The 20,585-nt window shown below is 65.4% G+C and carries 15 protein-coding genes; 6 read left to right on the top strand and 9 right to left on the bottom strand.

Annotated features, from left to right (window positions below; all coding sequences use genetic code 11):
* Window positions 1-7: 7 nt before the first annotated feature.
* The 3 genes from ACZ1JC_RS15650 to ACZ1JC_RS15640 are packed head-to-tail and all read right to left on the bottom strand — an operon-like array spanning window position 8 to window position 2,421.
* Entirely contained in the window at window positions 8-928 is a 921-nt protein-coding gene (locus ACZ1JC_RS15650) for a dioxygenase family protein (RefSeq protein WP_465135980.1), read from the bottom strand.
* A 41-nt stretch (window positions 929-969) separates the two neighbouring features.
* Window positions 970-1,260, bottom strand: coding sequence for a muconolactone Delta-isomerase (gene catC / locus ACZ1JC_RS15645; protein WP_465135981.1), 291 nt, complete (start codon window positions 1,258-1,260; stop codon window positions 970-972).
* Between the two features lie 3 nt (window positions 1,261-1,263).
* A complete protein-coding gene (locus tag ACZ1JC_RS15640) occupies window positions 1,264-2,421 on the bottom strand; it encodes a muconate/chloromuconate family cycloisomerase (RefSeq protein WP_465135982.1) in 1,158 nt (385 codons plus the stop codon).
* A 110-nt stretch (window positions 2,422-2,531) separates the two neighbouring features.
* Here ACZ1JC_RS15640 and ACZ1JC_RS15635 point away from each other — a divergent pair, with 110 nt between their 5' ends.
* The 3 genes from ACZ1JC_RS15635 to ACZ1JC_RS15625 all read left to right on the top strand — a co-directional run bounded on the left by ACZ1JC_RS15635 (window position 2,532) and on the right by ACZ1JC_RS15625 (window position 5,750).
* Window positions 2,532-3,455, top strand: coding sequence for a LysR family transcriptional regulator (locus ACZ1JC_RS15635; RefSeq protein WP_465135983.1), 924 nt, complete (start codon window positions 2,532-2,534; stop codon window positions 3,453-3,455).
* A gap of 70 nt (window positions 3,456-3,525) precedes the next feature.
* Window positions 3,526-4,752 carry an NAD(P)/FAD-dependent oxidoreductase gene (locus ACZ1JC_RS15630; protein ID WP_465135984.1) on the top strand — a complete coding sequence of 409 codons (1,227 nt, stop codon included), beginning with the start codon at window positions 3,526-3,528 and terminating at the stop codon, window positions 4,750-4,752.
* A gap of 344 nt (window positions 4,753-5,096) precedes the next feature.
* Window positions 5,097-5,750, top strand: coding sequence for a Crp/Fnr family transcriptional regulator (locus ACZ1JC_RS15625; RefSeq protein WP_465135985.1), 654 nt, complete (start codon window positions 5,097-5,099; stop codon window positions 5,748-5,750).
* A 101-nt stretch (window positions 5,751-5,851) separates the two neighbouring features.
* Here ACZ1JC_RS15625 and ACZ1JC_RS15620 read toward each other — a convergent pair whose 3' ends face one another.
* The 4 genes from ACZ1JC_RS15620 to ACZ1JC_RS15605 form a co-directional block, all read right to left on the bottom strand.
* On the bottom strand, window positions 5,852-7,327 hold the full coding sequence (locus tag ACZ1JC_RS15620) for a TRAFs-binding domain-containing protein (RefSeq protein ID WP_465135986.1): 1,476 nt from the start codon (window positions 7,325-7,327) through the stop codon (window positions 5,852-5,854).
* A gap of 31 nt (window positions 7,328-7,358) precedes the next feature.
* Window positions 7,359-7,835, bottom strand: coding sequence for a nucleotide synthetase (locus tag ACZ1JC_RS15615; RefSeq protein WP_465135987.1), 477 nt, complete (start codon window positions 7,833-7,835; stop codon window positions 7,359-7,361).
* An 18-nt stretch (window positions 7,836-7,853) separates the two neighbouring features.
* The gene (locus tag ACZ1JC_RS15610; protein WP_465135988.1) at window positions 7,854-9,434 is read right to left on the bottom strand and encodes a toll/interleukin-1 receptor domain-containing protein; all 1,581 of its coding nucleotides are present in this window, start codon (window positions 9,432-9,434) and stop codon (window positions 7,854-7,856) included.
* A 170-nt stretch (window positions 9,435-9,604) separates the two neighbouring features.
* Window positions 9,605-11,869, bottom strand: a complete 2,265-nt coding sequence (locus ACZ1JC_RS15605; protein ID WP_465135989.1) for a S9 family peptidase — start codon at window positions 11,867-11,869, stop codon at window positions 9,605-9,607.
* A 545-nt stretch (window positions 11,870-12,414) separates the two neighbouring features.
* Between ACZ1JC_RS15605 and ACZ1JC_RS15600 the strand changes: the two genes are divergently transcribed.
* Window positions 12,415-15,810 (top strand): glycosyltransferase, encoded by a 3,396-nt coding sequence (locus ACZ1JC_RS15600; protein ID WP_465135990.1) that lies wholly within the window; start codon window positions 12,415-12,417, stop codon window positions 15,808-15,810.
* Window positions 15,811-15,876: 66 nt separating this feature from the next.
* Here ACZ1JC_RS15600 and tenA read toward each other — a convergent pair whose 3' ends face one another.
* Entirely contained in the window at window positions 15,877-16,539 is a 663-nt protein-coding gene (gene tenA / locus ACZ1JC_RS15595; protein ID WP_465135991.1) for a thiaminase II, read from the bottom strand.
* A 124-nt stretch (window positions 16,540-16,663) separates the two neighbouring features.
* Here tenA and ACZ1JC_RS15590 point away from each other — a divergent pair, with 124 nt between their 5' ends.
* Entirely contained in the window at window positions 16,664-17,302 is a 639-nt protein-coding gene (locus tag ACZ1JC_RS15590; protein ID WP_465135992.1) for a GNAT family N-acetyltransferase, read from the top strand.
* A 500-nt stretch (window positions 17,303-17,802) separates the two neighbouring features.
* On the top strand, window positions 17,803-18,255 hold the full coding sequence (locus tag ACZ1JC_RS15585; RefSeq protein WP_465169088.1) for an energy transducer TonB: 453 nt from the start codon (window positions 17,803-17,805) through the stop codon (window positions 18,253-18,255).
* A 262-nt stretch (window positions 18,256-18,517) separates the two neighbouring features.
* Here the strand turns inward: ACZ1JC_RS15585 and ACZ1JC_RS15580 are convergent, their stop codons facing one another.
* Window positions 18,518-20,572 carry an NAD(+) synthase gene (locus ACZ1JC_RS15580; RefSeq protein WP_465135993.1) on the bottom strand — a complete coding sequence of 685 codons (2,055 nt, stop codon included), beginning with the start codon at window positions 20,570-20,572 and terminating at the stop codon, window positions 18,518-18,520.
* Window positions 20,573-20,585 lie beyond the last annotated feature (13 nt).

Raw genomic sequence — 20,585 nt, 5'->3', positions numbered from 1 at the left:
TGTGTGGTCAGGCCGTTTCGGTCTGCTTCTGCGGTTCGGCCTCGGCCCGGGCGCGGGACGAGAAGTGCTCGTCGTCCGCATCGGCGGCGCGCTGCATCTGGAAGTCGAACTGGATGTAGGCGCTGTCGCCCTGGCGGCTGGGCACCGGCAGCAGACCCTCGCGGGTGCCGAAGGCGAAATCGTCGGCCGCGAAGGGATCGTCGCCGAAGTTGATCTGCGTGGTCAGCGTGCGATAGCCCGGCGCTTCGATGAAGAAGTGGACGTGGGCGGGGCGATTGCCGTGGCGGCCCAGCGCCTGCATCAGCTGGTCGGTCGATCCGCCCGGCGGCACCGAATAGCCGCTCGGCTGCTTGGAATGGAACGCATAGCGCCCGTCCTTGCCCAGCTTGATGCGGCGGCGGTTGTTGAACGGGGTCTGTTCGCCGGTCGGGTCGAAGTGCGAATACCAGCCCTTCGAATTGGCATGCCAGACGTGGACCACGGCGTTCTCCACCGCTTCGCCATCCGGGCCGGTGACACTGCCGGTCATGTGCAGGACCGTGGTGCCTTCGTCCTCGTCGACGGAAAGGTTCACATTGCCTTCCACCAGCGGCGCGCCGGCAACGTAGAGCGGCCCTTCGATGGTGCGCGGGGTGCCGCCGGAGAGGCCCGCTTCGGCATCCTTGGCATCCATGTAGAGGTCCAGGAAGTGTTCGAGGCCGGTGCCCGGCACGATCAGGCCGATCTCGCCCGCGCTGTCCGAAAGGTACTTCATGGCGAGCCAGAACTCGCTTTCGGAAATGTCGTGGCGGACGATCAGCTCCATCACCGATTCAGTGAGGTCACGCATGATCGCCTTGAGGCGCGGGCTGCCGCCGCTCTCGTTCACGCCGGCGGCGCGGTCGAGCAGCTGCTGGATTTCCGGGGTCTTTACGAAGCTGACGTCCATTTTATTCTCTCCCAAGGACTTGAGTTAGCTGGCGTCGGCGATCACCGATCGTCGTCATGGATGGAGGATGGGTGCCGGGCGAGCGGCGTGACCTTCATGGTCATGAAGGGGTAGAGCGGCAGGGCCATGAGCGTGTCATGCAGCGCCGCATTGCTCTCGACATCGAAGATCGAGACGTTGGAATAGAGCCCGACCTTGCGCCAGATGTGGCGCCACACGCCGGCGGTCTGGAGCTTCTGGAAGTACGCCTTTTCGGCGGCCTTGATCTTCGCGGCCTCATCGGCATCGAAGTCCAGCGGGATGTTTACGTCCATTTCGACCATGAACAGCATGGTTCAGGCTCCTGTCTTTACGGCGTGGAGGCGCGGGCCTGAACGGTCGCGCCGGAAGAAGGCGATCTTGTCGGGATCGAGCGCGATGCCGAGGCCGGGGCCAGTCGGCACCTTCAGCGCAAAGTCGCCGTAGCCGAGCGGCTGCGTGAGGATTTGCTCGGTCTGCAGCAGCGGGCCGAACAGTTCGGTGCCCCAGGCAAGGTCGGGAACGGTGGCGAAGACATGGGCCGAAGCCGCCGTGCCCACGCCGCCTTCCAGCATCGTGCCGCCATAGAGGCCGATGCCCGCGGCGGTGCCGATGGCGGCCACTTCGGCAGTGGCGAAAAGCCCGCCGGACTGCGCGATCTTCAGCGCGAAGACGCCCGCCGCACCGGCAGCGGCAATCCGCAGCGCCGTGCGCGGGCCGTGCAGCGCCTCGTCCGCCATCAGCGGCACCGCCTGCGTGGTGGCAAGGCGGGTCATCGCCGCAATATCATCCCCGGCGATGGGCTGTTCCACCAGATCGCAGCCGACATCCTGCAGCATCGCCATGCCCAGCTTGGCCTGCGCCTCGCTCCAGTTCTGGTTCACGTCCACGCGCACGCTGGCGCGGTCCCCCAGCGCCTTGCAGATTGCGCCGACATGGGCGACGTCCGCCCGCAGGTCGCGCTTGCCGATCTTCAGTTTGAAGATGCGGTGGCGGCGCAGGGACAGCATTTCCTCGCCCTCGGCAATGTCGCGCGCGGTGTCGCCGCTGGCGAGGGTCCAGGCCACCGGCATCTCGTCCCGCACGCGGCCGCCGCCGATGAGGTCAGAGACCGGCACGCCCAGCCGCTTGCCCGCCATGTCCAGCAGCGCCGTTTCCACCGCGCACTTGGCAAAGTGGTTGCCGCGCACGCACTTGGCCACCTTCGCCATCGTCGCGCCGACATGGGCGATGTCGCAGGTCTTCAGGACCGGGACGATATAAGTGTCGATGGCGGACTTGATGCTTTCCGGGCTTTCCTCGCCATAGCTGAGGCCGCCGATCGTGGTGCCCTCGCCAATGCCCTCCACGCCGTCGCTGTCCGTCAGGCGGACGATCACCATCGCCTGCGAATGCATCGTGGCCATGGCCAGCACATGCGGGCGGATCGTCGGTACATCGACGATTAAGGTATCAGCGCGATCGAGCGCAGTCATTGCAGAACCTCTCCGGTATGCTTAGGGTTTCGGCAACAAATTAGGGATGAGGCCGAGTCGCATCAAAGACCGATGTGGTTGCGCTTCGATACCTGACAGGTATTTCGATCATGGACCTTCGCCTGCTGAGGTACTTCGTCGCGGTTGCCGACGAAGGCAATTTCAACCGGGCCGCAGAGCGGCTCCACATCGCCCAGCCGCCCTTGAGCCGCGCCATCCAGCAGCTTGAGGCGCAAGTGGGCGCGCCGCTGCTCGACCGGGCGCAGCGCCCGCTGAAGCTGACGCCCGTGGGCCAGCTGGTCCACGATCAGGCGCTGCAGATGCTGGCGCGGATGGAGGACATGGAATCGATGGTGAAGGCCGCCGTCGGCAGCGAGCGGCGGCGCTTCGTGGTCGGCTTCGTCTCCTCCACGATCTATGCCCGCCTGCCCGAACTGATCCGCGAATTCCGCAAGGAGGCGCAGGACGTGGAGCTGGTGCTGGTGGAAAGCACCACGCTGGACCAGATCGCCGCGCTGAAGGAAGGCCGCATCGATGTCGGCTTCGGCCGCATCCGCTTCGATGATCCCTCCGTCCGCCGCACGGTGCTGCGGCATGAGAAGCTTGTCGCCGCCTTTCCCTTCACCCACCGGCTGGCGCAGGGCGACGGGCCGGTTTCGTTGCACGACATCGCTGATGAGACGCTGATCATCTACCCACGCTCCCCCCGGCCCAGCTATGCCGATCAGGTGCTGTCGCTGCTGCGCGACCATTCGATCGAGCCGCGCGTGGTGCATGAGGCGCGCGAATTGCAGATCGCCATCGGCCTGGTCGCGGCCGAGGAAGGCGTGGCCATCGTCCCCGAATCGGTCCACCGTGCGCGCAGCCACGATGTCGCCTATCGCGAACTGGCGGAGCCGGTGACGTCCCCGATCATCATGAGCCACCGTGCCGGCGACCATTCGGCCGAACTCCAGCGGATGATCGCCGTGATCGCCCGCAAGTACCGCGAGTGGGGCTATGACGTGCCGCCGGCGCTCGTAGCCACGATGTGATCACCCTCAAGCAAGAATATTCCACCCCAGACATTGACGGAGAGATGAAATTGCCCGAACGGAACGCCTCATGAGCAAGTCCGACGTCGTCATCGTAGGAGCCGGCCACGGCGGTGCGCAGTGCGCCATCGCCCTGCGCCAGAACGGTTTCACCGGAACCATCACCGTGATCGGCCGCGAGCCGGAATATCCTTACGAGCGTCCGCCGCTCTCCAAGGAATATTTCGCGCGCGAAAAGACCTTCGATCGCCTCTACATCCGCCCGCCGACGTTCTGGGCGGAGAAGGACGTGACCTTCAAGCTCGGCACCGAAGTGACCGCGGTCGATCCCTCGGCCCATGAACTGACGCTCTCCAATGGCGAGAAGCACGAATACGGCAAGCTGGTCTGGGCGACCGGCGGCGATCCGCGCCGCCTCAATTGCTCCGGCGCCGAACTGGCGGGCGTCCACGCCGTGCGCACCCGCGAGGATTGCGACACGCTGATGGCCGAAGTCGATGCCGGCACGAAGAACATCGTCGTGATCGGCGGCGGTTACATCGGGCTGGAAGCGGCGGCGGTGCTGTCGAAGATGAAGCTCAACGTCACCCTGCTGGAAGCGCTTCCGCGCGTGCTGGCCCGCGTGGCGGGTGAGGAACTCTCCGAATTCTACCAGAACGAACACCGCGAACACGGCGTCGATCTGCGCACCGGCGTTGCGGTGGAATGCCTTGAGGGCGACGGCCACCGCGTGACCGGCGTGAAGCTGGCGGATGGCGAAGTGGTCCCGGCCGAAGCCGTGATCGTCGGCATCGGCATCGTTCCCGCCGTCGGCCCGCTGATCCTGGCCGGGGCGGCGGGCGCGAACGGCGTGGACGTGGACGAATACTGCCGCACCTCGCTTCCCGACGTCTATGCCATCGGCGACTGCGCCTCCTTCGCCTGCGACTTCGCCGGCGGCAATGTGATGCGCGTGGAATCGGTACAGAACGCCAACGACATGGCGACCTGTGTTGCCAAGGCGATCTGCGGCGACGAAAAGCCCTACAAGGCGTTCCCGTGGTTCTGGTCCAACCAGTATGACCTGCGCCTGCAGACCGCCGGCATCAACGTGGGCTTCGACCAGACGGTGATCCGTGGCGACACCGCCGCCCGGTCGTTCTCGGTGGTCTATCTGAAGCAGGGCAAGGTCGTCGCGCTGGACTGCGTGAACATGGTCAAAGACTATGTTCAGGGCCGCAAGCTGGTGGAAGCCGGCGCTTCGCCCGATGTCGAGGCGTTGGCCGATGCAAGCACGCCGCTGAAGGAACTGGTCTGATCGAGGGCGAAAACGGCGGGGCTGCGATGCATCCGCCGTTTTCGCCTTTCCGCGCGCCACTGCCGATTCGCGGCGGATATGGCCCGCGCCCTTGCCCGGCACCGGGCAACATCCCGAAATTCCAAAAAAAGGCCCGGAAGAGCTGGTCTTCCGGGCCAAGTAATGTGGCTGCTCCTTTCAGAGCCGCCTTCGGGTCGCGATGTCTTACTAGCGGAGGCAAAATCCAAACCGCGTGACCGAAATCACGCTGCGAAGGGAATCACAGGCTTCCGCCTTCCGGGCAAAATCGGTTAAGCGCGATGGAATGGGTTCGGCCGCGAGGCCGCACGACAGGGGCAGCGTTTTTGGATTCCGACGAGAAAATCGAGATCATCGGCACGATCTTCCGGTGCGACCGCCCCGCGGCCGAGAAGCTCGCGCGTCTGCTTGCCCCCCAGAAAGTCGCTGCCAAGGAGATTCTGGCGCGGCAGGGCGAGGAATCGCACCACTGCTGGCTGGTGATCGAAGGCGGGATGCGGATAGAGGCTTTCGGGCTGGAGGGTCAGCGCCAGCAACTGGCGCAGTACGGCCCCGGCGAATTCTTCGGCGCCTACCCCTCCCCCACCATCCACCGCGCCGAAATCGCCTGCCTGATGGACACCACCCTGCTGCGCGCCGATGCCGCGCGGGTGGCCGATCTGGTGGCGGAGGACGCGCAAGTCGGCGCCGGCATGGCCCGGCTGCTGGCCCGCCAGCTCGACCGCGCGCTGGACCGGATGATGGCGCGCACCACCTATTCGGCAGCGGGCCGCGTCTATGCCGAACTGCTCTCCCTGGCCGGCAGTGCGGAGCGGATCGCGCCGCCGCCGAAGGTGACGATGCTGGCGCTTTCGGCCAATACGACGCGCGAAACCGCCTCCCGCGCGATCGCCGCGCTGATCCGGCGCGGCATCATCAGCCGCGACGACCGCGAACTGGTGATCCACTCGCCGCGCATGTTGATGGAACTGGTCTGCTGAACGGGGCTTGGCGCTAAGAGTCCGTTTGAAAAATGCCCGCAGGGGCATTTTTGAGGCGGCAAAATTCGCGTACCGCGAATTTTCAAACGGTCTCTCAGCCGTCAGCCCTGCGAATCCTGACAGAACAGCCCGATCGGGAAATCGCCGAGCGGGGTGACGACTTCACCCGCCGTTTCGAACCGATAGCGCGGCGCCAGCAGTTCCAGCACCGCGATCTGCGGCCAGTGCGCGCAGACGCTGCCCTCGTTGGCCGAACGGGCGAGCACGATCGCCGGATCGGCAATCTCGACAAGGCCCTTCTCGGAGCAGACCGGGCGGTAATCGAGGCCCAGCCGGCTTTCCGGCGCCGCGCGCAGGATCGCGGCGGCCTGATCCATCGCGGCAACCGGATCATCGAACTGCAGCAGCGAAAAGCCCTCGAACGTGGTCTGCCGGGTCACGAACGTCAGATCGCAGACCTTGGGCACCGTGCCGGCAATCGCCAGCACCGCGCGGTTCACCGCCGGATCGAAATCGGCGCCGCGCGCGGGCAGCGATTCGTCCAGCACCAGTTCGTGCAGCATCCGCCCCTGCCGCCGCCATTCGACTTCAGGCGGCGAAAGTTCGTCGAACGCGCGGCCCACGTGGAAGGCCAGCGCCTCGGTAGCCAGCACCCGCGCGCGGCGGATCGCCAGGCCCATCGCCACTTGCGCGGCCAGATGCACCGCCGCGCCGGAAAGCCGGCCCGGCCCTTCCAGAATGTCGATCACTTCGGCGGCATCGAGCAGGCGGTCGAAGCGCTCGCCCCAATCCTCGCCGAAATGCGCGACCGAAATCTCGCGGAACGCCTCGACATGGGTGGGCAGCACCACATGGAGCTGCGCGCCTGCGGCAATCGCCATTTCGGCGATGAGAATATCCGATCCCGCCGCCAGCGCGCCGAACACTACGCCCGGCTTCACGCGATCGAGCATGGAGCCGATCTCCTGCCGCACACGATCGGCATCCTCCGGCAAACCGATGATGCCGCTGAAATAGAGGCTGGCCGGCGGGCGCAAGTGATCGAACACGCCGAACGGAGCCCCGGTCCATTCGAGGATCTGCTGGAACTGGCGCAAGGTGGCGGCCTGGTCTTCCCAGGCGTCCGGCGCGGCTTTCACCGCCTCTTCCAAAGCCAATCGCGCAGCGCGGGCATCGCCCAGCAGCAGCTTGGCCTCCGCCGCGGTGGCGCCCAGCCAGTAGCGAGTCTCGGGCTCGTAATCGCCGCTTTCCAGCAGGTCCAGCACCTGCCGGGCTAATGTCTGCGCCTCATCCGGCTTGCCATTGAGCAAGGCGATGGTCGCCGCATTGATCAGCGGATAAGTGGCGCGCCGCCCGCCGGCGGCGCGCATGTAGGCGTCCTGCGCCTGATCGAGCAGTTCGCTGCGATCAGGCCCAAGACTGCGCAAGCCGCGATCCTTCAGCAGCCTTCCCTTGAGGCTCAGCGCCTCGCTATCCCGCGATTCGAGCAGGCCCGCGCCTTCGAACAGGCGCCATGCACGCAGCACGTCGCCCGATCGTGCGATCTGCCGAATACGGACAAGAAGAGGAAGGATCACGGAAGCGCCGCCTTGCAGGAGTTATTCGCGGTCAGGCATGGGGCGGCGGGTTCTTGATATCGGGATCGATGGTCAATCCGATCCACCGATCGGTATGATCCGCCGCCTTCTGGTGCAGGTCAATGTTAATGTTGAAACGATGGCAGGTGTTGTACTTACCGCCCTTGTTGGCACGTGCCTTGAACCGCACCGTCTTGTAGCGTTCAGTCGTCGTGTCGTAGTCAAAATATTCGAGGCTGCCGTAGAACGAGGCGAGCGATTCCTTCATCGTGATCCCCTCGAATTCCTTCGAGAACCAGATCTGATCCCCCTCAAGCTTGATGCAGACGTTCGTGTCGCGCTTGATGGGGATATAATCCTGCGAGTATTCGAGAGATATTTTCCCGCATTCGGTGCCGGTGAACTTGACGGTGAAAACCACCTCGTCCTTCGCCGCCCAGGTGCTGTCCACGCCTTCGAAATCGATCCACGGCGCCAGGCCGTATTCGGTATAGTTCACTGTCGACATGATGCTTCCCCTTTGCACTCAGTTGAACGGTTGATCGAACTTACGCCGCCAAATACGCCAATCGTTATTCTCGGGGTCGGATGCGATCAACCGGTCTACATCCGCCCGGGCCTCGTCGCTCATCGCTTCCGCTTCGTGCTGTTCGCCCATCGCGTGCAGCAGCTGCGAGGTGGAATAGCGGACGAGCATCCAGTCCTCCAGGAAACTGGCGTTCTTCGGATCTTCGCGCAGCAGGTTGCGGACGATGTCCGCCTGCTTCTTGCGCTGGTCCAGCGCCTGGCGGTTATGCCCGCCCACACGCAACGCGTCCGCCAGCCAGCCGTGGCGATTGGCGATATCTTGCTGCACGCCGGCATCACCGGGCGCCATGCGGCCCACCTGCTCCATCGTCGCCAATGCCTTGCCGCATTCCGAGACGCTGTCCTGCGCGCGTTTGCGCGTCACCGCGACCGAGCAGATGTTACCCTGTGCATAGCCGAGTTCGCGCAAGTAGCTGCGATCGTCGGGCCGCAGTTTCACCAGTCGGCGGGCAAGATCGCGATAGGCCGTAAAATGCGCCAGCGCGGCATCGTAGCGATAGGCGATGAAGTCCACGTAGCCGAGCCAGTATTCGCTCTGCGCATGGGCATAGACGCGCGAAGGATCGGTAGGTTCGGCGTCCATCAACGCCCCGGTCACACGGTGCGCCTCGCGGAACTTGGCCAGCGCCCCGGCCGCGTCGCCGCGCTTCTGATCGTCCTCGCCCATGGCATGAAGAATGCGGGCGCGCCGGTCGAGCGAATCGGCCGGCAGATCCTTCAGGTTCGGCTGGTCGGCATAATAGGCCAGCGCCCGCTGGTTCACGGTCTGGAGCACATCGAGTCGGCCGACGCCTTCGAGCTTTTGCCGCAGGTCCGTCAGCATGAATTCGATCAGTCCTTCTGCCTGCTGCCTCTGGCGTTGCGCTTCCATCTGCGCGCGCACCGCGAAGATCAGCATCAGCGCCATCGATAGCGTCAGCAGCACGGTCAGGAGCGTGATGGCAATCACGCGGCGCAACTGGCGCTGCGCATCGCGCTGGATGATCTGGTCCAGCGCCACGCCGGTAAGCCCGGCCACGATCTTCAGCCGTGCCAGTTTCGGCCCGTCCGCCATGGCGCGGAAATCGGCGGCGATCGGTTCGTGCACCACGCCGTTGGCATCGGGCTGGAGCAGCGCTTGCGGGAAGCTGTCCGCCGGCTCCCCCTCCACCAGCGCGGCAATCACCGGCCGGTCGGGGTAGAGGCTGCGGAACAGCGCGATTTCCGCATCGACCCAGCGCGAAGCGCGCGCCGCCGGGGAGCACAGCACCAGCAAGGCCTCGGATTGCGAAAGCGCGGTGCGCACTTCGTGATCCAGGCTGCTGGCCGCCGCCAATTCGGCGCGATCGCGGAAGATCGGCGTCAGCCGCTTGGGCACCGTCCCGCGCGACGAGGTCTTGCCGACGAGGCGCGCGGGAATGCGATAGGATTCCAGCCAGCGGTGCAGTTTGCCGGCAAAGCGTTCGTTGGCGTGGCTATAGCTCAGGAAGGCCCGATAGCTGCGCGCGTCCGCCGCTGTAACGATGCCCTCGTTAACCATTGCCTTGCGCCTGCGCCCCTGCAGATTGCCCCTCCGGGCCCGTCCGGAGTCGCGAATCCCCTATCAGATGCATTCGTCTGCGCAAATAACCGTTGCGTGTCCGCAAGGTAGCGGTCCGCATGGGCTGGCCAACCTCTAGCGGCTGCCAGCCCATGCGGACCCGATGGCCGTCAGTCCGGCTTCACGCCGTGCCGGCCGAGGAAGGCGAAGATCGTCTCCCACACGTGGCGCGCGGTGCTGCCGCGCACGGCCGAATGCGTCTGCCCCGGATAGAGCATCATTTCGAACGGGGTGGAGGCCGTCTGCATCTTGGCAATCAGCGCGGTGCTGTTTTCGAACACCACGTTGTCGTCCGCCATGCCGTGGATCAACAGCAGCGGATCGGCGATCTTCGGCGCATTGTCCACCGCGTCCGCCGCGCGGTAAACCTCGGGCTGCTTGCGCGGATCACCCAGGTAACGCTCGGTATAGCTGGTGTCGTAGAGTTCCCACTTCGTCACCGGCGCGCCGGAAATGCCCGCGGCGTAGAGGCCGGGATCGGTCTCCAGCATCTTCAGCGTCATGTAGCCGCCGTAGGACCAGCCATAAGTCGCGATCTTGGCCGGATCGACGAAGGGCAGCGACTTCAGGTACTTCGCGCCCGCGCGCTGGTCGGCCACTTCCACCGTGCCCATGGCGTTACGGATCTGGCTTTCGAAGGCGACGCCGCGATTGGCGCTGCCCCGGTTGTCGAGGCGGAAGTAGATGTAGCCCTTCGCCACGATCGCCTGCGGCAGCGCGCCCAGCCAGCCCTTTGAGACCGTCTGCGCGTGGGGGCCGCCGTAGTGTTCGAAGAACACCGGATAGCGTTTGCCCGGCTCCATCTTCGGCGTGATCATCAGCCAGTGCAGGTCCGACCCGTCATCGGCCTTGACCGTGCCGAACGTGGTTTCGCGGTGCGCGGCCATGTAGGGCGCGTAAGGATGCGTGCCCTCCACACGGTTTTCCTCGACCCAGGCCAGGCGCTTGCCGGCGGCATCGGCGACATAGCTCTGCGAGGGCTGCGTGGAGGAGGAGCGGGTGACGTAGAACGTCGTCGCATCGGCGCTGGCAACGGCGGCGTTGGCGAAGGCGGGATCGGTCAGGCGCTCCGGCGCACCCGGCTTGGCGAAGTCCAGTCCGTAAAGCTGCGGGGCCAGCACGCTGTCCTTGGTGCCGGTGAAATAGATGCGCCCCTTTCCTTCATCCACGCCGACAAGGCCGGTGACGACCCAGCGGCCCGAAGTCAGCTGGCTGAACTTGCCATCCTTGAACCTGTAGAGGTGGCCGAAACCGTCGCGCTCGGACCACCAGATCAGGCTGCCGTCCTTCAGGAATCGGTAATTGCTGGAAAGGTTTACCCAGCTTCCCTTCGGCGCATTCTCGGTGAAGAGCACGCGGCTCTTGCCGGTCTGCGGATCGACCGCGAGCATGTCGATCCGGCTCTGCGCGCGGTCCTCGCGCTGCACGTAGAGCGTGCGGCCATCGGGCGCCCAGTCTACGCGGGCAAGGTAGATGTCGGGATCGCTGCCGAGGTCGACCTTCACCAGCCCCGAACCGTCCGGGTTCATCAGGTGCAGCGAAACCAGCGCATTGGGCGTGCCGGCGGCGGGATAGCGCTGTTCGAAGGTCTTGGTGCCCTCCGCGCCGATGGCGGCGCGGGTGACGACGCCCACGGGCGCTTCATCGAAGCGTTCGACGGCGATGCGGCTTTCATCCGGGCTCCACCAGTAGCCGGCGAAGCGGTCCATTTCCTCCTGCGCGACGAATTCCGCCTCGCCCCAATGGACGGTCTTGGCGGATTCCTCAGGCGTCACCGCCTTGGGCGCATCGCCGGACAGCGTGCCGACCCAGAGGCGCTGGTCTCGCACGAACGAGAGATAGCGGCCGCGCGGACTGAGCGCGGCGTTCAGCTCATCCTCGGGCGAGTCGGTCAGCCGGCGGATCGAACCGTCGAGCGTGGCGAGCCAGAGGTCGCCATCGAGCGGGACGAGGATCGCCTTGCCGTCCTTGGTCCAGCTATAGCTGACGATACCCTTCAGGCTGCCCACGCGCTTGCGCTCGCGCTGCATCTTCTCAGCCTCGGAGAGTTCGCGGCCCGAGCCGAGCTTGAGCGAATCGACCAGCATCCGCCATTCGCCGGTCTGGCGGTCGTAGCCCCAGAGATCGTAGCGCTCGCGATCCTCGGTGCGGTTGCGCAGCAAGGTCAGCCAGCGGCCATCAGGCGAGATCTTCACTTCGCGCGGGGCCGGACCATCGAGCGAGGGGCTGGCGAAGACGCGTTCGAACGTGAGGGTGTTCTGCATGGCGGGCGCACTCTTTGCAGGCTCTGCCGAATAGGCGACGGAAGGGGCGAAAGCGGTCGTCGCCAGCAGCAGGCTGGCCAGCCCCGCCCGGAACGTCAAACGCGTGGTCACTGGGTATCTCTCCGTGGTTTCGTCCTGACCGACCGAGAACCGGCGGCGCGACGCGAGAACCCTCAGATGCGGACGACCCGAGGGGGAATGCAGCAGCGATAGCGGGGCCGAGGCGGAATTGCACCCATGAAGCAAAGGACCTCCCCAACCGCAAACTTCCCCGTCGCCCCCGCGAAGGCGGGGGCCCCGCTTCCTTTCTGCCCAGCCGCAAGAAAAGCGGGATCCCCGCATGCCCTTCGGGCAGTTTACCCTGAGCGGCCGGCCTGCCGGCCAGCCGAAGGGCGGGGATGACGGGATTTGGTGAGCCAGTGATGGATGCAAAAATCCGCTGCGAAACCATCACATGAATCTTTTGTAACCTCGCCTCCACCGCCGCTCCATCCCCGGACAGGCAAAAGGACCATGCGATCCGGGAACCACAGTCTGACAGTCGCACCCTCGTCATTGCCCCTGGTTCCCGGATCGCACCCCCGAAAAACCCTGAAACCGGGCGGCTCCCCTTAGCCGCCCGGTCCCCTTTCGAGGGGGCACTTGCGAGACTGGCCGTGTCTGCACCGATCTTCTTCGACCCCACCGGAAACCGCCGTGTCCGTGTCCGCAGGTTCGGGCTGCTCATGCTGCTGGTGGCGCTGGCCGCCTCGGCCGTGTTCGCAACCACCGTGGCCACCGTGCCGGCGCCGCCGCCGCTGCCGATCGCTTACGAGCATGCCCAGCCCCTGCCCTTCCGCGCGCAGATCGGGCACCTGACCCGCCGCGCGCGCAAGTTCCTGTTCGGCCCCGCCACCCCCGCACCGACCCCGGCGGCAAAGCCGATCACCGTCGGTTTCTACACGCCGTGGAACGATGACAGCGCCACCTCGCTGGAACGCCATATCGACCGGCTGGACTGGGTGGCCCCGGCCAATCTCTCGGTAGACGACAAGGGCGCGCTGAAGATCGAGGCGGACGCCCGTTTCGACCGGATCATGGCCACCGCGCTGCACCGCCCGCTGGTGATGCCCGTGCTGCAGAACACGCAGGACGGCGAATGGCAGGGCCCGCAGACCGCCGCGCTGCTGGCCAACCCCGCGCGCCGCCATGCGCTGGAAGCGCAGACGGTCGCCTATCTCGACAAGACCAACGCCGCCGGCGTGATGGTCGACTTCGAAACGATGCCCGCCGCCAGCCTGCCCAGCCTGCGTGTGTTCCTGAGCGAACTGCGCGCGCAGATTGCGCCCAAGCACCGCCTCGTCTCCGTCACCATGCCGATCGACAACCCGGACTGGTCCACCCGCGCCTTCGCGCAAGTGGCGGACCGTCTGGTGCTGATGGCCTATGACGAACACTGGCAGGGCGGCACCCCCGGCCCGATCGCCTCGAACCCGTGGTTCGTGCAGAAGCTGCAGGGCGCGCTCGCCGGCCTGCCGCGCGGCAAGGCCATCGTGGCGCTGGGCGAATACGCCTATGACTGGCACGACGGCAAGGCAGACAGCCTGACGGTCGAAGAAGCCTGGCTCTCCGCGCATGACAGCAGCACCACGCCGCAATACGATCCGATGAGCGGCAATGCCGGTTACTCCTTCGTCGACGGCAGCCGCCATGACGTGTGGATGCTGGACGCCGCCGCTTCGTGGAACCAGATGAAGATCCTCTCGCGCCTGGGCGTGGGCGACATCGCGCTGTGGCGCCTCGGTTCGGAAGACCCCGGCTTCTGGAGCGCCGTAAAGGCGTGGCACACAGGCGGCCAGTTGCCCAACCTGAAGCCGCTGGTGCAGGCCGCCAACGTCGATGTCGAGGGTCAGGGCGAAATCCTGCGCGTCACCGCCACCCCGCAGGACGGCACCCGCGCCGTCACGTTCGACAAGACCAGCGGCATGGTCTCGGCCGAAACCTATCAGGTGCTGCCCACGCCCTATGTCGTGAAGCGCACCGGCGCCCTCAACAAGCAGGTCTCGCTGACTTTCGACGATGGCCCGGACCCGACCTGGACGCCGAAGATCCTCGCGATCCTGGAACAGAACCACGTCCCCGGCACCTTCTTCATGGTGGGTGAGAACGCGCTGACCAATCGCGACCTCGTCAAGCGCATTGCCGACGATGGCGACGAGATCGGCAACCACAGCTATACCCACCCCAACATGGCGGAAGAAGCCGCCACCGGCATCGGGCTCGAGCTGAACGCCACCCAGCGCCTGATCGAGGCGACCACCGGACACTCGATCCGCCTGTTCCGCGCCCCCTATTTCGGAGACGCCGAGCCGACGACCGCCGACGAACTCGGCCCCGTCGTCGTCGCGCAGCAGCACGGCTACACCGTGGTCGGCCTGCACGTCGATCCGGACGACTGGAAGCGCCCCGGCGTCCAGCACATCATCGACAGCACCATCGAACAGGTGGAATCGGCCTCGCCCGACCGCAGCGAAAACGTGATCCTGCTGCACGACGGCGGCGGCGACCGTTCGCAGACCGTGGAAGCCCTGCCGATCATCATCCAGCGGCTGCGCCAGGACGGCTATACCTTCGTGCCGACCTCCAAGCTGGCCGGTCTGACCCACGATCAGGTCATGCCCAAGGTGGACGGCGTGGATCTGGCCGCCGTGCGTGCCGACGTTGCCCTCTTCGCCGTGCTGGCGGGTATTCTGGCGGCGCTGAACTGGACCTTCTTCTTCGCGATCTCGCTGGGCGTGCTGCGCTCCATCGGGCTGGCCTCGCTGGCGACCATGCTGCGCCGTCCGCAGCCGATGGCGGCGCCGGCCGACACCTGCGATCCGCTCGTGACCGTGATCATCCCCGCCTATAACGAGGAGCGGGTGATCGAAGCCTCCGTGCGCCGCGTGCTGGAAAGCGACTATCGCCACTTGCAGGTGATCGTGGCGGACGACGGTTCGAAGGACCGTACCAGCGCGATCATCGCCGATGCCTTCGCCGATAACCCGCGCGTCGAACTGCTGACACTGGTGAACGGGGGCAAGGCCGCCGCGCTCAACCGCGCGCTGAAACAGGCGCGGGGCGAGATCGTCGTCGCACTAGACGCCGATACCCAGTTCGAGCCGGAGACGATTTCCCGCCTCGTGCGCTGGTTCGCCGATCCCGCCATCGGCGCCGTCGCCGGCAATGCCAAGGTGGGCAACCGCGTGAACCTCGTCACCCGCTGGCAGGGCGTGGAATATGTCACCGCGCAGAACCTCGAACGCCGCGCGCTGACCAAGCTCGATGCGATCATGGTCGTGCCCGGCGCGGTCGGTGCATGGCGCCGGGAAGCGCTGGACGAAGTGGGCGGCTATCCCGAAGACACGCTGGCAGAAGATCAGGACCTGACCATCGCCATCCAGCGCAAGGGCTGGAAGGTCGCCTACGACGAAGACGCCGTGGCCTGGACCGAGGCGCCGGAAAGCTTCCACGCGCTTTCCAAGCAGCGCTTCCGCTGGTCGTTCGGCACGCTGCAGTGCCTGTGGAAGCATCGCGGCACGCTGAGGAAGGGCCGTCCCTCGGGTCTTGCCTTCATCGGCATGCCGCAGGCCTGGCTGTTCCAGATCGTTTTCGCGGTGATCTCCCCCGCGATCGACCTGGCCCTGCTAATCTCGATCGGCGGCACCGCGCTGCGCATCTCGCAGCATGGCTGGGCGCAGACGCAGACCGATGTGCTGCGCATGGGCGCCTATTGGCTGGGCTTCACCTTGGTGGACCTTGCCTGCGGCTGGGTCGCCTATCGACTGGATCCGCGCAAGGAGCGGTTCCGTCCGCTGCTGCTGCTGGCCCAGCGCTTCATCTATCGCCAGCTGATGTACAGCGTGGTGATCCGGGCCGTGGGCGCCGCCTTTGCCGGCAAGGGCATCGGCTGGGGCAAGCTGGAACGCACCGGCCGCGTCAATGCCATGCCGGCCGGAACAACCCCGGCCGCCAGCCCCGCGGTTCCGCTGGCCGCTACGGACACCCGTCCCGAATTGGAAACGGCAGGCTAACCCTCGGCCTCCCGACCAGGAAGGGGCCCTTCGCCAGAGCGGAGGGCCCCTTTTCTTATGCGGCGATCAGATCGGCCAGCCGGCCCGGCGATAGGCCGAATCCCAGAACATCCATTCGTAGCGGGCGGCATAGCGGAAGGCCGTCGCCATCGCCTCACGCGTGGCCGGGGTGGCCGCCTCCGCCGCCGCGTCGACCAGCGCACGCACGCGGTCCGTCGCCTCTCCGAACGAAGGCGCGGCATAAGTCTCGATCCACGCGGCATAGGGATTGGGCGAGGCGGCACGCGGCTTCACACGGCAGCCGACTTCCCAGTAGATCCAGAAGCACGGCAGGATCCCGGCGATCAGTTCCTCATAGCTGCGCGTCGCCGCCAGCGCGGAAAGATAGCTGGTATAGGCCAGACATTCGGGCGACGGCGCGCTGCCATGCGCCATTTCGGGAGTGACGCCGAACTGCGCGAAAAAGGCCTGATGCAGCGCCTCCTCCACTTGCACCGCCACTTTGGCGCCGTCTGAAAATTCCAGCCGCCCGGCCGCCGACGGCGCCCGCGCCGCTGCCAGCGCCAGCACGCGGGCATATTCGGCCAGATAGAGACTGTCCTGCACGATGTAGTGTCGGAAGCTTTCCGTCTCCAGCGTGCCCTCGGCCAGTTCGGTCAGGAACGGATGGTCCAGGATCGCCCGGCGCAGCGGGGTGAGTTCTTCCCAGATCGTGTCGCAAAAGCTCATGACGCGGACTTCCTTCGGCGGCAAATGACGAACCCGCCGCGCTTAGGAAGCGGATGAAAAGCCGTCAATCGCGCGGCGTAGACATTGCGATGGACGGGATGCAGGCCTCTGATAGTCTGGAAAAATGTCGAACGATTCCAACCTCCCCTCACTGGTCGCCGCGTGGCTTTCGGCGCGATCCGTAGGCCGGGGGCTGCCCCTGCCCGTTGCCGACCGAGGCGGATTGCGGGTGGACACCGGCCTTCCCGCCGAGACGCAGCGCTGGGTCTTCACCAGCCTCTGCGAAGGGCTGCGCGAAATCGGCCGCGAAGTGGCGCTGCCGCGCCACCCGATCAAACTGAGCGGCCCTGCCGACGAACTGATGGCAGCGCTGCCGGCGGGGTGGCAGCTTCAACCGCAAGGCTATTTCATGGTCTGGCGCGAAGCGAGCGGCACTCCAAGGCCCTTGCCCGCCGGCTACCGTCTGGAAACCGAGCGGAACGGTGCGGCGATCTCGTTGCGCGTACTGGCCCCGGACGGCGATCCGGCAGCGAGCGGCCACGGGGTCGAAGCCGCAGGCGTGTTCATCTACGACCGGATCGAAACCGCCCCCGAACACCAGCGGAAGGGGCTGGGTAATGCGGTCATGAACGCACTGAGGGCGCAACGGAGAGATACCGCCCTGCCCCAACTTCTCGTCGCGACGGAGGAAGGCCGCGAGCTTTACGAAACGCTGGGCTGGAGCGTGCTTTCCCCGTTTTCGACGGCAGCGATACCAGGCTGATCAGAGGCGAAGACCTCCGGTTTTCCCGCCCCCCGCCCGGTACCACCCTCGCCCATGCTGAGCCTGTCGAAGCATGGGAACCTGGCGCCGCTCCTCGGGGCTTCGACAAGCTCAGCCTGAGCGGATTTGGATGGCAGGAATTATGGGGAAGCGGTCACTTTCTCGGGTCTAATCGACCATGAATGGCAGCAGCCACATCCAATTAACGATTGCGGTCTACGATCGGAGGAACACAATGTGTTGGGCTTGTAGCGGTGCACGGATTCCCCTTCATCGGCGCGTTAATCTCACTTCTTGCAATTATAGCGCCCGAGCCAGCGTTGGCTTGCTGGCCCCAAGTCGATCAGGAACCACGCTCTCCCATTGAGTCGCCAGTGGCGTTGCGCATTAAAGCGCTTGAAACGGCAACCTTCCCGCAATCCGCAAGGGTCAAGATACTGGAAGTTTTGAAAGGCCCTTTCAGGCCAGGGCAGGAAATTACGCTACGAACCAACGGAAATATGTGTGACGACTACGGTCGAAGCATCGTGAAAGGATCGCGTGGGACAATATCGGCCACTCCGGCAAATGGGCAAACACCGATGTTATTCTCCGGATATTATGAGGTAAAATTGGCTGATTGGCGGACTCGCGAAAAGGCTCGTGCAGTACCCCGGAACAGGCCAGCAAGGCCTCTGAGTGATCCGCGAAAATGGATCACAGAGAATGACTATCCTGCAAGCGCCCTCCACGCCCGGCGTGAGGGTGCGGTGCGCTATCGTCTGTATTTCGGCGTAAATGGGCGTGTAAGCAGATGCGACATCATTCAATCGAGCAGCCACGTCGATTTGGACGATGCAACCTGTGAGAATGCAAGCCATCGCGCGAAGTTCGTGCCTGCTACAAACGGCAATGCCATGCCGGTGCCAGGTTCACTGTCCTACACCTACCATTGGAAGATTCCCCGCAACTGACGAGTGTCGTACGGGAAGGTCCGCTTAGTCGGCGCCACCAGACAGTCCGGTTCCATTTTCCTACACGAACCCGCAGGCATAAATTCGCCCGCGTGACCGATTGCCCCACCTTCTCGCATATTCAACGCAAGTGTCACCTTGTGACGCCGCAAGGTGACACTCCGCCGTGCAAGGTGACGCTTTCACGCTCAAAACCGTCACCTTGCACCCCCAAGGCAACGGTTTTTCCTTCTGGACCGTGTCAACTGTGTCAACCGCCGCTTCAGCGGATCGGCACGCGCGTTTCCAGTTCCGCCAGCCACACCGCCGCGCTGGCATCGGAGGGCGCGCGCCAGTCGCCGCGGGGGCTGAGCGCCCCGCCGGAAGAGACCTTCGGCCCGTTCGGCACGGCGGAGCGCTTGAACTGGCTGAAGGCGAAGAAGCGCCGCAGGAACTTCTCCAGCCACGAACGGATCGTCGCGAGGTCGTACTCGTTCTTGCGGTCCTCCGGGAAGCCCGCCGGCCACGCCCCCGCCGCCGCATCGCGCCAGGCGTGGAGCGCAAGGAAGGCGACCTTGGACGGCTTCTGCCCGAAGCGCATCACGTGATGGAGGAAGAAGTCGTTCAGCTCGTAAGGGCCGATCTTCGCCTCGGTGCTCTGGATCGCGCCGTCCGCGCCGGCGGGCACGAGTTCGGGCGAGATCTCGGTGCCGAGGATGGCGAGCAGCACCTCCTCGGTCTCGGCGCCGAACTGGTCGGTCGTCGCGCACCAGCGGATCAGGTACTGGATCAAGGTCTTGGGCACGCCCGCATTGACCGTATAGTGGCTCATCTGATCGCCGACACCGTAAGTACACCAGCCGAGTGCGAGTTCGGACAAGTCGCCGGTGCCGATCACGAAGCCGTCGTGCTGGTTGGCAAGGCGGAACAGGTAATCGGTGCGCAGGCCCGCCTGCACGTTCTCGAACGTCACGTCATAGACGGGCTCTCCGTTCGAGAAAGCGTGGCCGATGTTCTGGAGCATCGTCGTCGCCGTGGGGCGGATGTCGATCTCTTCGGCGGTGATGCCAACGGCGTTCATCAGCTTCCAGGCGTTGGACTTGGTGCCGTCGCTGGTGGCGAAGCCGGGCATCGTATAGCCGCGAATGAACGTGCGCGGCAGACCCAGCCGGTCGCAGGCGCGGGCGGCGACGATCAGCGCATGGGTCGAATCGAGCCCGCCCGAAATGCCGATCACCATCGACTTGGCGCCGGTCGCCTCGATGCGGCGCATCAGGCCGTCGACCTGGACGTTGAACGCCTCGTAACAGTCGGCGTCCAGCTTGTCCGCGCGCGAAGGCACGAAGGGGAAGCGCGAGACCGGGCGGATCAGGCCGATGTCGCCGCCCGCCGGGGCATGGCGGAAGCCCACGGTGCGGAAAGTCTCGTCGGGATTGCCCGCCACTTCGGCCGCGTCGTTGAAGGTGGGCACGCGCATCCGGTCGTTGACGATGCGGTCCACATCGACGTCGGCAATGCAGAGTTCCGCCTCCAGCGAGAAGCGCTCGCTCTCCGCCAGAAGGTCGCCCAGTTCGTAGACGATGCCCTGCCCGTCCCAGGCAAGGTCGGTGGTGCTCTCGCCGTGCCCGGCGGCGGAGTAGATGTAGGCCGCCGTGGCGCGGGCCGACTGCGAGCGGCAGAGCAAGTGCCGTTCGTCCGACTTGCCGATGACGATGTTGGAGGCGGAAAGGTTGCACAGGATCGTCGCCCCGGCGAGCGCGCCGTGCGAACTGGGCGGGGTCGCGGCCCAGATATCCTCGCAGATCTCGATGAAAAAGCGGAAGTTGGGCAGCACTTCGGAGGCGAAGACCAGATCGACGCCGAAAGGCACGTCCTGCCCGTTCACGCGGATGGTCTGGCCCTTCAGCGTCTTGCCACTGGCGAACCAGCGCTTTTCGTAGAACTCGCGGTAGTTGGGCAGGTAGGACTTGGGCACCACGCCCAACAGCCGCCCATGCGCAATGGCGAGCGCGCAGTTGTAGAGCCGCCCCTTGTGCGGCAGCGCCGCGCCCACCAGCAGCACGGGCGAGAGATCGGCGCTGGCGTGGACGATTTCCGCCACCGCGGCTTCCACCGCCTCGATCATCGCCGCCTGCAAGTGCAGATCGTCGATCGCGTAGGAGGAGAGGCACAGCTCGGGGAAGACCAAGAGGTCTACATGCGCCTCATGCGCGCGCTGCGCCTCTGCCAGCACGGCATCGCGATTGAAGGCGACATCGGCGGTGCGGACCTTGGGCGTGGAGGTGGCGACGCGCACGAAGCCGTGTTCGTGCATGGAATAGAAAGGGTGTGCACTCATGGGCAAATCCCTG

It is taken from the genome of Sphingomonas sp. BL-S-28 (genome assembly GCF_055521515.1).
Note: the sequence above shows the minus strand (reverse complement) of the source record. Positions and strands in the feature narration are given on the sequence as shown.